A 12,088-nucleotide genomic window follows, 5' to 3' on the forward strand; every position below is an offset into this window, starting at 1 on the left:
ATCAACTCCCGTTGACGGTGGGGTCCGTGGGGCCGGTACGGTCCGCGGTGTCCGTGGTGCCCGTGGTGCCCGTGGTGTCCGTGCGCCGGATCTCGATGCGGTCCTCACCCGTACCGAAGACGGCGACCGCCGTCGAATGCTCCAACGCCGCCTTCACGTTCGGCAGTTGCGCCGCGTCGCGCCGGACGGTGGGCGAGGAGACCACGTAGTCGATGTCCCGCCAGCCGCCCGGCAGGGTCTTGGTGACCGCCGGGTCCAGGTCGGCCTTGTAGAACCAGATGGCCCCGAGCCCCGGGTCGAACCCGTGGTGCACGGCGTCCAGCCACAGCGCGTCGTCGACCAGCACCCGGGTCGTGGCCGGCTCGCTCACCTCGCGCCCGAGCCAGGCCGCGGCCTGCCGGTACGGGGCGTTCGCGTCGACCGTCAGCGCCGTCCGGTTGCCGTCGTACCAGCGCGGGACGAGGTACACGAGGGCCGAGGCGGCCAGGACGCCGATCAGCGCCCACCGCCCGTAGGCCAGGGCCCGCCGCTCCCCCGGCGCGCGGCGGCGGCGCAGCACGGCGTGGGTGACGCTGGCCGCGCCCCCGGCGAGGACCAGCGCCAGGAACGGCAGCGCCTGGATCACGTACATCGCCGGGAGGTAGCCGGAGGGCCGCAGGGCGACGAGGGCGAGGATGACCACGGCCAGCGCCGGGCCCGCGAGCGCCCGCGCCGTGACCGACCAGCGGATGGTGACGAGGAGCAGGACCGCGCCGGCCAGACCGCCGAGCGGCAGCACCGTGTCGTAGTACAGCCAGGACTCGAAGACCCCGTGCGAGCCGGAGCCGGGGTCCAGGATGAAGCCGGAACCGGCCCGGCCCATCTGGTAGACGATCCCGCCGATGAGCGAGACGTGGCCGGAGCCGGGCAGCAGCTCCGCGTTGAGCAGCGCGTACAGGGGATACGTCACCCCGATGAGCACACAGGCGGTGACCGCGCCGGTGACGGCGAACTTGCGGGTGTCCCGGTGGCTGTGGCGCCACATGGTCACCAGCAGCGCCGGGAGCACCACCAGCATCGTCTCCTTGGTCAGCACGGCGGTGGCGGCCGCCAGTCCGGAGGCGAAGTGGTGCCACAGGTGACGGCTGGGGGACGCGGCGAGGCAGAAGGCCAGCAGCATCCACATCACGGCGATGTTGTCGAGGAAGATCTCCCGCTGCAGCACCACCGAGAGCGGGGAGAGCCCGAACAGGCCCATGGCCAGACCCGCCGCCCAGCGCGGCAGCCAGAGCCGGCGCGCGAGCACGTACAGCAGGACCGCGCTGGCGGCGGAGACCGCGAGCATCGAGAACCGCATCGGTGCGACGGTCATCGAGTCGGGCACGAACAGCGACGGCAGGTAGGTCAGGCCCGCTATCTGGATCCAGCCGAGCGGGGGGTGGTCGTACCAATAGGTGTAGTGGGCCAGCCCCTTGCCCTGCTGGACGGCCCAGGCCTGCGCGAGGTAGGTGCCCTCGTCGTCGCTGAGGGTCGGGAAGTTGGTGATGTTCCAGCCCTGGACCAGCAGGATCGCGAGCAGCAGCGCCCCGCACAGCAGCAGATCGGGGCGCGAGGAACGGAACCGGACGAGCGGCCGGGCGGGCGCGGGCGGGCGGACCCCGAGCCCGCCGCTGCGCTGGCGCGGGATGCGGGCGGCCCCGGTGGAGGCGTCGACAGCGGCGTCGGTGGTGGTGGCGGCACCGGGCTGGGGATCAGTGGCCGTGGGCAGAGTGGTGGTCACCGGGGGCTGTCCTCTCGGGTGAGGGTGCTCGGGGCGCCGGCACTGCTACGGATGCCGGGCGTGCTCGGGGCTCCGGACGCGCTCGCGGACGCGGACGCGGACGCGGTCACCGAAGCGGACGCGGACGCCGAGGCGAGGTGGGCTCCGGTGTGGCTGGTGAGCTCCCACTCGTTGCGTCCGCGCTGCTCGCGCCAGACCGCGCGGATCGCGGCGCCGGCCAGCATCACCTGGTAGAACGGGCCGCCGACCACGAGCTTGACGTAGTGCGTGAAGCGCACCCGCAGCCCGTACTGGCGGCCGAAGTCGTGCAGGCCGACCACTTCGAAGACGAAGGTCACCATCGCGGTGATCATCGGCAGGAAGGTGACGATCGCGACGCCGACGGGCACGTCGAGGAAGACGGCCACGGCGAAGTTCACCGGGATCACGACCCCGGAGGTGGCCTGCATGAACGGGGTCATCAGCGTGTAGCGGGCCAGCCAGCGCTGGCCGCGGCCGGGCAGCTGCTGCCAGTCCTTCTTGCGGTACACCTGGAGGAAGCCCTGGTTCCAGCGGGTGCGCTGCTTGAGCAGACTGACCAGGGAACCCGGGGTCTCCTCGCGGGTCACCATGTCGGAGTCGTAGGCGACGACCACCTTCTTGCCGACGGAGGACAGCCGTACGCCCAGGTCACAGTCCTCGGCGAGGCAGTTCGGATCCCAGCCGCCGGCCTCGCGCAGCACCTCGGTGCGCACGAAGACGGTGTTGCCGCCGAGCGGGATGAAGCCCTTCTCGGCGTGCAGGTGCAGCCGGGAGCGGAACCAGAAGAAGTACTCCAGGCAGTTGCGCAGGCTGTACCAGCTGGAGTGGAAGTTGATGAGCTGGACCCCGCCCTGGACCACATCGGCCTCGGTGGCGCGGAAGGCGTGGTCCACGTGGGACAGCAGCTCGGGATGGACCTGGTCCTCGGCGTCGAAGACCCCGACGATGTCGCCCCGGCAGTGCGGGAGGGCGGTGTTGAGGGCCTTCGGCTTGTTCTTGACCTCGTGGTGGTCGGTGATGACGCGTACGAGACCGGGCGCGCGGGCGGCCGCACGTTCGGCCACCTCCGCGGTCCCGGGGTCGTCGTGGCCGACGATCACGATGATCTCGTAGTCGCGGTGGCTCGACTCCAGGAGCCGCTCGATGGTGTGCTCCAGGACCGCCTGCTCGTGGCGGGCGGGCAGCAGCAGCGAGAAGGCCAGCCGGCCGCCGCCGTCGGGGCGGTCGAAACGGGTCGAGGCGAGCGTCTCGGGCGTCCGCCAGGCGTGCATCTGCCACCAGAGCGTGAACGCCGCCATCCAGAAGAGCGCGAGCGAAACGACACAAATGAACACGGATATGAACAAAGCGTCCCCCACAGACATGCCGCAACCCCAAGCGGCGATTCCCCAACCCCCCGAGGGCGGACGCGCGGCAGGCTCCCCAGCCCGCCGCCCTCGCCCCGCCCCCGATTCCCCCCGCGTGCGCAACCCCCGGTGCGCGCTCCCCGGCGCCCGAGGGCGCTGTCAGTGACTGATCGGTGACTCCGAAGTCACGAGACTAGGCAGCGCAGATGACGCGTAGGCGCTATCCAGATAAAAATCACGTTGCCGAAGTGACCTTCAGGCAACCGGAATTGACGCTACTCCACTACTTTCAGGGACGAACCGTCCCCAACTGCTCCGCCAGCTCGACCGGATCGGTCGTAGGCCGCGCGCAGACGAAATGTCGACACACATACGCCGTGGGGAGCTCGTGCATGAGCGCGCGCTCGGCCAGAAGGGGGAACTCCCCGCCACTGCCGTCCGCCGCCCCCGGCAGACCCGTCGCCACGACCGCACCGGGAGCCGTCCCCAGCAACGCGACCCGGTGCAGCTCGGCCCGCGCCGGATCCTCCGGATGCCCAACCACCGCGACCTCCCGCGGCCCGTCGACCAGCGCCTCGGCGACCGCCAGCCCGTGCCCGATGAAACGCGGAGCGCGCGGCCCGAGCGCGTGCACCACGGCGAGCGCCCGCTCGGCCGCCGTACGGTGCGCCTGCGAACCGGTGTGCGCGGCGTACGAGAGCAGCGCGCCGGCGGCGGCGGTCCAGCCGGAGGGAGCCGCGGTGTCGGTCGGGTCCTGCGGCCGCCTGATCAGCTGCTCCGCGTCATGCGCGGTGTCGTACAGCGAGCCGTCCTCGGCGGTGAACCGGGCCAGCACCAGGTCCACGAGGAACCCGGCGAACTCCAGCCAGACCCCTTCCCCGGTGACGGCCCCCAGCGCCAGGAACCCCTCGGCGACGTCCCCGTAGTCCTCCAGCACCCCGGCGTTGACCCCGACGCGCCCGTCCTTGCTGGTCCGCGCGAGCCGCGCCATCCCGTCCATGTGCACCCGCACGAGGAGGTCGGCGGCCTCCGTGGCCCGCTCGACCAGATCGGGCCGGTCGAAGAAGGCCCCGCACTCGGCGAGGGCCGCGATGGCCAGCCCGTTCCACGCGGCGACGATCTTGTCGTCCCGGCCGGGCGCGGGCCGCGCCTGCCGCGCGGCGAGCAGCCGCTCCTTGAAACCGGCGATCCGGTCGTCACCGATGTCCGGCCCCTGCGCCGGCAGTTGGAGCACGGACATCCCGTGCTCGAAGGTCCCCTCCTCGGTCACCCCGAAACAGGCGGCGGCCAGCTCCCCGTCCTCCTCCCCCAGCACCTCGCGCAACTGGGCGGGAGTCCAGGCGTAGTAGACCCCCTCCACGTGCTTCCCGGTCTCCGGGTCCTCGCTGTCGGCGTCCAGCGCGGAGGCGAAGCCGCCCTCATGGGTGCGCAGTTCGCGGACCATGAAATCGGCGGTCTCCAGCGCGACCCGGCGTGCGAGCTCGTCGCCGGTGGTGCGCCACAGGTGGGCGTAGACCCGGCAGAGCAGCGCATTGTCGTAGAGCATCTTCTCGAAGTGCGGCACGACCCACTCCCGGTCCACGGAGTACCGCGCGAACCCGCCCCCGAGCTGGTCGTAGATCCCGCCGCGCGCCATGGCCTCACACGTATCGGCCGCCATCTCCAGCGCCCCCTCGGACCCGGTCCGGGCGTGGTGGCGCAGCAGGAACTCCAACACCATGGACGGCGGGAACTTCGGCGCCCCGCCGAAGCCGCCGCGCGCAGCGTCGTACTCCCGCACCAGCCCGAGCAGCGCCTGCGCGAGCTCCTCGGGCCCGGGGGTGCCCGCCTTCCCGTAGTCGAGCTGCCGCCCCGCGAGGTCCCGTACGATCCGCTGCGCGACCTCCGCCACCTCCTCGGGCCGCCCCACCCACGCGGTGCGCACGCCTTCGAGCACCTGCATGAAGGAGGGCATCCCGTGCCGGGGCTCGGGCGGGAAGTAGGTCCCGAAGTAGAAGGGCTCGGCGTCGGGGGTGAGGAACACGGTCATGGGCCAGCCGCCCTGCCCGGTGGCGGCCTGCACGGCTTCCATGTAGACGGCGTCGATGTCGGGACGCTCTTCGCGGTCGACCTTGACGTTGACGAAGTGCTCGTTGAGATAGACGGCCGTCAGCTCGTCCTCGAAGGATTCGTTGGCCATGACATGACACCAATGGCAGCTCGAATATCCGACGCTGAGCATCACCGGCACCCCGCGCTCCCGCGCCTCCGCGAAGGCCTCCGGGGACCAGGGCCACCAGTCGACGGGGTTGTCGGCGTGTTGGAGCAGGTACGGGGAGGTCTCGTTCGCGAGGCGGTTCGACATGGGGCCAAATCTATGCGCAGCAAGTCCACCCATGCGACCTGCCACGTCGCTCGCGCAGTTCGGCCGCCCCAGCCCACAACCGCCGCGACCGGTACGGCCCCGTCATCACGAAGTGCTCGTTCATTTGACGTGCACCTTGGCCCGCGGGCCAAGGACTCCTGCCACGGCCACAGGACCGTCTCGGAGGCTTCCTGCTTCATCGCGCTGCGCCGGGCCTCTCGATCCGGTCTTACCTGCGCTCCACGAGGCGTTTAGCCTGTCCGCCCGTCCGGCGGCCAGGGTATTGATTGCTGCGTTCTCGTCCCGGTCATGCACAGCCCCGCACTCTTCGCAGGTCCATTTCCTGACGTTCAGAGGTTTGGGGCCTTCTCTGTGTCCGCATAGGGAGCAGACTTGGGTGGTCGGCTCGAAGCGTCCTATCTTCCCGAAGTACCTGCCATGCTTGGCAGCCTTATACTCCAGCATGCTCACGAACCTCGACCATCCTGCGTCGTGAACCGACTTGGCGAGCCGGGTGCGCAGAAGTCCGGACACAGCGAGGTCTTCCACGTACACCGCTTGATTGTCGCGGATGATTCGTGTCGACACCTTGTGATGCCAGTCCCTACGCTGGTCAGCCACCCGGGCATACTGCCTGGCGACCTTGGTCCGTGCCTTCCCGCGATTCCTTGACCCTCTCGTCTTGCGCGACAGGTCCTGGTGCAGCCTCTTGAGCTTCTTCTCAGCACGTCGCAGGAACTTGGGGGCCACGATCTTCGTGCCGTCAGAGAGCACCGCGAACGTCGCCAGACCCAGATCGATACCAACCTCACTATCCGTCTCCGGCAGAGGGTCGGCATCCACCTTGACGACGAAACTCGCAAAGTGCCGACCTGCCGAATCCTTGACAATCGTCAGGGACGTTGGAGATACGGGCAGGTCCCGCGACCAAGCGACCTTGAGGTCACCCACCCTTGCCACATACAGCAGCCCGTTGCTCTTCAGCCGGAAGGCGCCGGACGTGAACCGAATGGACTGCCGCGTGTCCTTCTTCGACTTGAACCGCGGCGGGCCGACCTTCTTCCCCTTGCGCTTGCCCGCAATCGAATCGAAGAAGGATTTGAACGCAGCATCCAGATCCCGAAGCGACTGCTGCAGCACGACGGCAGAAACCTCACCTAGCCAGGACCTCTCCGCGGTGCGCTTCGCCTGGGTTATGTGGAGTTTGGACATCGCAGCCGAGGCCGGATAGGGCAGCCCCTCCATGTGTGCTTCTTTACGAACACGCAAGCAGTCGTTCCACACCACACGAGCACAGCCGAATGCCCGCGCCAGCGCACCCTGCTGGAAAGCATCCGGATATATCCGGTAGTTATATCGGAGCTGCACAGGAACGACGATAGCCCTGGAATGCGACCCAATGAACGAGACCACCACAAACGTACGAAATTGATCCCTCTGGATCATCGATGACCGCTACTGCCCCACTAGCAACGGCACAAGAGCCTCCAGCCAGGCGTCGCGGGTGCGGGTCCAGGTGGCGGCGCAATCGGCGCGGGCCGGGGTCGCCAGGGATTTGTGGCGGGTCGGGAAGGCGCCCTGGACCGCGCAGCGGTGGGATTCGGCGCGGGTGGCGTCCGGGGCGTGTTCGTCCGTGGGGTCGGGCGTGGGGTCGGCGGCGGCCGACAGGTCGTAGGCGCGGGCCGCCATCAGGAGGGTGTCGTCGCCTTCGGGGTCGCGGGTCAAGAGGGCCACCTGCGCGAAGCGGTCGGCGGCGTCCTCCTCGGCGCGGGCTCCCTCGTCCGGGAGGTCCAGGGCGTCGATGAGGGCGTGGCCCGCCTCGTGGTAGATCGTCTCCCGGACGAGTTCCGAGAGGTCCTCGTCGTCGAAGTGTTCGCGCTGCTCCGCCAGGTCGTCGTAGCAGAGCTCGATGGTGCGGGTGTCCGGGTCGTAGCCGGTGCCTTCGCCGTGGCAGGACTTGGCGCGGACGGTGACCAGGTGGGGGAGGTCGACGTAGTCGTTGAGGTCGGCGAGGGTGAACTCGGCGAGCTGCCAGTTGCGGAGGAACCGGGCGTCGGCCTCGTCGGCCGGCGCGGCCTTCTCGTAGCGGAGCCAGAAGCCGCTGGTGGGCACCGGTTCCGGCGGCAAGAGCCCGCAGGCGGCGGTCGCCAGGAGCAGCGCGATTGCCGTGGCGACCGGTCCCCGAGTTCCCCAACGTCTGGTCATCGATACACCCTATGTGACCGGTTGCGCTCCAACTCCCTCTGAACTAGCTCAGATTCCCTCGCGCTCGCGACCGTACCGAAGGACACTTGTGGCACGTTGCCGGAGCTCTCTGAGGGGGATGCCGATGCGGGACAGTCATCGCGGTGAGGCCGAGCGGCTGCTGGGGCGGGCCGTGGAGGAGGAGTCCCGGCGGGCGGGCGGGGCGGCGGGCACTCCGGAGGCCAAGGCGGCGCTGCTGGCGCGCGGCAGGCAGGCGCTGGACTCGCTCGCGGCGAGCGCGGCCACCGAGTACGAGGCGTACACGCGCGCGCTGGACGAGGCGGCCGCCGGTGACGAGTCGCTCGGCGAGGCCTTCCGGCGGGCCAACATCTCGACCGCGTTGCTGGTCACGGGGGTCGCGGCCGCCGCCGCGATCGTGGCCGACCTGGCCTTCAGCGTGGCGGTCGGTACGGCACTGACCACCGGCGCCGTGGTGGGCGTGGCCGGGGCGACGGCGACCGTGGTCAAGGTGACCGCCCTGCACCTGCCCGCGGCGAACCGGCGGGCCGGGGAGGCGGGCCGGCCGGGTGGCGCGGAGCAGCTCAAGCTGCAGTGGCTGTCGGCGCTGGAGATGCGCGGGATACGCCCCTTCCTGGAGCAGCAGCGCAAGGTGGCGGCGGCGCTGCACGCCCCGCACAAGGTGAACGGGGCGGGCAACGGCGGCTCCGCCCTTCCGTTGCGCGGCGCCAATCGCAGTGCCGAGGCCCGCAGGCGGGCCATATTGGAGCAGTCTTTCGGCCAACTCCCTGCTCTGGAGGGTGCGTTCGTGGGGCGTCGGGCCGAGCTGGCCCGGATCGCGCAGTGGGTGCACAGTGCCCGGGCGAGCACCGAGACGCGGCCGGTGGTCGTGGTGCTGCACGGGGAGCCCGGGGTGGGCCGCACCACGCTCGCGCTGCACGCGGCGCAGGCGCTGCGGGACCAGTTCAGGGGTGCCTGCGTGGTGAACCTGCGCGGCGGGGGCGCCTCCGGGCCCTCGGCGATTCCGCTGCCGACGCGCGAGGCGCTGCTGCACCTGATGAACCGGCTCGGTGCGCCGCGCGAGCAGTTGCTGTTCCGCGAGGGCTCGTCGGCGGAGCAGCAGGTGCGCCGGCTGGGCGAGTTGTACCACCAGCACGTGCAGGGGACCCCGGTGGCGGTGGTCCTGGACGATGCCGTGGACGCCGCGCAGGTACGGATGCTCGTGCCCGAGCGTTCCGAGAGCCTGGTCCTGGTCACGGCCCGGGAGCCGCTGGAGCTGCCTGCCGAGCTGGCGGCCTGGGTGTACCAGTTGCCGGTGACCCGGCTGGCGGAGGAGGCCGGGGCGGAGCTGGTCCGGGCAGCGGGCGCGGGGGCCGAGGGGACGGGTGCCGCGAGGGCGAGCGTCCCGGGGGCGGAGCCGGCCGGCGCAGCCACCGGCGCGGGCGTGGTCGCGCCCGTGGCCCCGTACCCGGAGGAGACCGTACGCGCGCTGCTCGCGCTGGGCGCCGGCCTGCCGCTGGCGTTGCGCGTGCTGGCCCCGTTGGGGGGTGTCGGCGGGGAGTCCGCGGAGCCCGGTGGCTCCCTGGAGGCCGCCCTGGACCTGGCCTACGCGGCCCTGCCCGAGGAGCGGCGCCGGCTGCTGCGCCTTCTGACGCTGGCGGGCCGGGCCTCGCTGGGGGCGGCGGCCGCGGCGGCGCTGATCGACGCGGATCAGGTGGAGGCCGGGCGGCTGCTGCGCGAGCTGGCGCGGGCGGGGCTGCTGGACCACGTGCGCGGGGACCGGTTCCGGATGCACGACGCGGTGCGTGCGTACGCGGCTGCGCGCCTGGCCCAGGACGAGGACCGGGCGGGCGCGGCGGCGGCGCACGAGCGGCTGATCCGTACGTACGCGCAGCTCGCGGACTCGGTGATCCGGATGGTCGACGGGAAGATGTCCACGCGGGCGAACGCCCTGTCCAAGGCGAGCACGGTCGGCGGGCACGGGTTCGCCTCCCTGGACGCGGCCCTGCGCTGGCTGGACGACGAGTCGAGCTTCATCACGGCGGCGCTGCGGCATTCGGAGGGCGTGGACCAGCAGGCCGTACTGGATCTGCTGGGCGCGCTCTGCGACTTCTGCCTGCTGCGCGGTGACCTGTACCGGCTCGGGGAGATCAACGAGCTCACGCAGGCCGTCGACCAGGGTCTGCTGGTCCGCTCGGTGCAGTGGCGTACGGGTATCGCGGCCCGCCAGCTCGGTGAGCTGGACAAGTCGCGGACCACCCTGACGTCTCTGGTCGACCAGTACAAGGAGGCCCGGCAGGAGGCGGGCGCGGGCATGGCCCTGGTCTCGCTCGGGATCACCCTGCACCACCAGGGCAACCTCCCCGAGGCCTCGGCGCGCATCCGCGAGGCGCTGGTGCTGCAGGCCTCGGACGAGCTGGCGGGCGACCGGGCGTGGGGCCTGCACGCGCTCGGCGCGGTGGAGCGCGACCGCGCGCACCTCGCGGAGGCGCTGCGGCTGCTGCGCGAGTCGCTGGGGCTGCACCGGGAGAGCGAGAGCGTGCACGGCGAGGCCTGGGCGCACCTGCAGCTGGGCCAGGTGTACCTGCGTCTGGGCGAGGTGCCGCGTGCGGAGGCGGAGCTGCGGCTGGCGCTGGAGCTGTACGGGCGCACGCGCGACGACCGCGGGCAGGCGTGGGCGCTGACCCAGCTGGGCCGGGCCCGGGTGGTGGACGGGGATCCGGGGCCGGCGCTGGACCGGCTGCGGGACGCGCTGGCCCGGCACCGGGAGGCGGAGGACGCGCGTGGTGAGGCGTGGACGCTGTACTACCTGGGTCAGGCGCTGGAGGAGGCCGGGGAGCGGGACCGGGCGGTGCGGGAGCTGGAGCGGGCCCGCACGATGTTCTCCCGGATGCGGGACGTGTACGGGCTGGCGCACGCCCGCCACCACTCGGGCCGGGTCACGCGCGACCAGCGGGCGGCGCAGACGGGGAACCTGAAGAACTCCGGCTTCGCCCGGCAGCTGCTGGTGGACGCGCGGGCGGACTTCCGGCGGATCGGGCTGGCCCACGGGGAGGCCTGGACCTGTCTGGAGCTGGCGGTGGTGGACGCGGGCAACGGGCGGACCGCGCAGGCGCTGGACCTGTGCGAGGAGGCGGTGCGGCTGTTCATCTCCTACGGGGACCGGCGCGGGGAGGACTGGGCGCGGTTCCTGCGCTGCACGCTCCTGCCGTACGCGCTCCCGGCGGCCCCGGACGAGGCGCGGACGGAGCTGGCGCGGCTGGCGGCGGCCCCGCATCCGATGCGGGACGGTCGGCTGGAGGACTGCCTGGAGTCCTACACGGTGATCCTGGGGCGCGGGGTGGACCCGGCGGAGGGCTGGCAGGCGTGGCGGCTGTCGCTCGTGCCGAACCTGCACTCGCGGGAGATCATGGGCGTCCCGGTGGCCCTGCCGCCGCACTAGCCCGGTGCCGCCTCACCGGCCGGCGCGACCCCACCGGCCGGTGCCACCGCGCCGGCCGGTGCGGCCGTATCGGCCGGTGCCTGCGGGTGCCAGGCGTGCTCCGTGTACGGCCCGTGGCCGGGCCGGTCGCGGTGGTGGGCCAGCCACTGCTCGTAGGCGCCGGCGCCCTGGAGGCGGATCCCCCAGTAGTACATGGGGTCGAGGAAGAGCCGTCCGCCGTACTGGAAGGAGAGCTCGGCGCAGCGGAAGGCGCCGGGCAGGCGGGCGCCGGCGCCGTCGAGGACGTACCGGACGCGGGTGACGGCATGGATGTCGCTGTCGTCGCCGAGGAAGTGCGGGCCGTAGGGGACGACGGCGAACTCGTCGTCGTCCTCGTGCTCCGGCGGGCACCGCGGGGCGTCGGTCCGGCTCAGGGTGAGCTGTCCTTCGCCGCGGACGGCGTCGAGCCGGATGTGGCCGCCGTCGGCCAGGGCCAGGTAGACGGTGGAGCCCAGCGGCCGCACGAGCGGCAGCGGCCCGTCGCGGTCGATGAAGCCGGGCAGCAGGACGTCCCGGACCCCGGCGTCGCGCAGGGGTCCGAAGACGGCCTCGCCGTCGAAGTCCGCGGGGCCGGTGACGGCCGCGGAGCCGGTGACGGCCGGTGGGCCGGCGGAGGTGTTCATCCGGCGATCATGCCCGTGCGAAGGTCCGCCGCCCCACCGGATTCACGGCGCGGCGGCGGTCGCAGGAGGTCCCGTACCGGTGTCGCGGCCCCTACGGGGCGCGCGTGCCCTCCGTCGGGGCGGGCTCGGGGGCTTCCTTGAAGTCGACGCGGCCCATGTGGCGGCTCATCGACTTCATCAGGCCCCACACCCCGAGGGCGAGGGCCGCGAACACGATGAAGCCGAGGAGGCCCGGGGTCACCTTGTTCTTGTCGAAGGTGTCGCCGGCCAGCGGGAGGAGCTGGACGATTGCTGCTTGCGTAGCGCTCATAG

Annotated in this window: 8 protein-coding genes; 1 reads left to right on the top strand and 7 read right to left on the bottom strand. The window is 71.8% G+C overall.

Translation table 11 applies throughout. The annotated features are described in order from the left end of the window. Nucleotide 1 precedes the first annotated feature (1 nt). From OG276_RS13180 to OG276_RS13200, 5 genes are all read right to left on the bottom strand, one after another. Nucleotides 2–1,579: a phospholipid carrier-dependent glycosyltransferase gene (locus OG276_RS13180; protein WP_266912765.1), complete on the bottom strand. Its 1,578-nt coding sequence runs from the start codon at nucleotides 1,577–1,579 to the stop codon at nucleotides 2–4. A 176-nt stretch (nucleotides 1,580–1,755) separates the two neighbouring features. Then, nucleotides 1,756–3,126: a glycosyltransferase gene (locus tag OG276_RS13185; protein ID WP_266905117.1), complete on the bottom strand. Its 1,371-nt coding sequence runs from the start codon at nucleotides 3,124–3,126 to the stop codon at nucleotides 1,756–1,758. 289 nt (nucleotides 3,127–3,415) lie between these two features. After that, the gene (locus OG276_RS13190) at nucleotides 3,416–5,470 is read right to left on the bottom strand and encodes a thioredoxin domain-containing protein (RefSeq protein WP_266905119.1); all 2,055 of its coding nucleotides are present in this window, start codon (nucleotides 5,468–5,470) and stop codon (nucleotides 3,416–3,418) included. A 120-nt stretch (nucleotides 5,471–5,590) separates the two neighbouring features. After that, the gene (locus OG276_RS13195) at nucleotides 5,591–6,838 is read right to left on the bottom strand and encodes an RNA-guided endonuclease TnpB family protein (protein ID WP_266905121.1); all 1,248 of its coding nucleotides are present in this window, start codon (nucleotides 6,836–6,838) and stop codon (nucleotides 5,591–5,593) included. A gap of 87 nt (nucleotides 6,839–6,925) precedes the next feature. After that, nucleotides 6,926–7,675: a DUF4344 domain-containing metallopeptidase gene (locus OG276_RS13200; protein WP_266905123.1), complete on the bottom strand. Its 750-nt coding sequence runs from the start codon at nucleotides 7,673–7,675 to the stop codon at nucleotides 6,926–6,928. 124 nt (nucleotides 7,676–7,799) lie between these two features. Between OG276_RS13200 and OG276_RS13205 the strand changes: the two genes are divergently transcribed. Then, on the top strand, nucleotides 7,800–11,114 hold the full coding sequence (locus tag OG276_RS13205) for a tetratricopeptide repeat protein (protein WP_266905125.1): 3,315 nt from the start codon (nucleotides 7,800–7,802) through the stop codon (nucleotides 11,112–11,114). On the opposite strand, the gene OG276_RS13210 is transcribed toward OG276_RS13205, so the two are convergent. Together OG276_RS13210 and OG276_RS13215 are read right to left on the bottom strand one after the other, a co-directional pair. Further along, a complete protein-coding gene (locus OG276_RS13210) occupies nucleotides 11,111–11,776 on the bottom strand; it encodes a hypothetical protein (RefSeq protein WP_266905127.1) in 666 nt (221 codons plus the stop codon). The two genes, OG276_RS13205 and OG276_RS13210, sit on opposite strands and share 4 nt — an antisense overlap. 91 nt (nucleotides 11,777–11,867) lie before the next feature. After that, nucleotides 11,868–12,086 (bottom strand): hypothetical protein, encoded by a 219-nt coding sequence (locus tag OG276_RS13215; RefSeq protein WP_266905129.1) that lies wholly within the window; start codon nucleotides 12,084–12,086, stop codon nucleotides 11,868–11,870. Nucleotides 12,087–12,088 lie beyond the last annotated feature (2 nt).

Source organism: Streptomyces sp. NBC_00086 (assembly GCF_026343255.1).
Classification (GTDB): Bacteria; Actinomycetota; Actinomycetes; order Streptomycetales; family Streptomycetaceae; genus Streptomyces.

Bases quoted from the DNA above. Each gene is read 5' to 3' on its own strand.
- OG276_RS13215 (WP_266905129.1), bottom strand. From the start codon at position 12,086: ATGAGCGCTACGCAAGCAGCAATCGTCCAGCTCCTCCCGCTGGCCGGC.
- OG276_RS13205 (WP_266905125.1), top strand. From the start codon at position 7,800: ATGCGGGACAGTCATCGCGGTGAGGCCGAGCGGCTGCTGGGGCGGGCC.
- OG276_RS13190 (WP_266905119.1), bottom strand. From the start codon at position 5,470: ATGTCGAACCGCCTCGCGAACGAGACCTCCCCGTACCTGCTCCAACAC.
- OG276_RS13200 (WP_266905123.1), bottom strand. From the start codon at position 7,675: ATGACCAGACGTTGGGGAACTCGGGGACCGGTCGCCACGGCAATCGCG.
- OG276_RS13210 (WP_266905127.1), bottom strand. From the start codon at position 11,776: ATGAACACCTCCGCCGGCCCACCGGCCGTCACCGGCTCCGCGGCCGTC.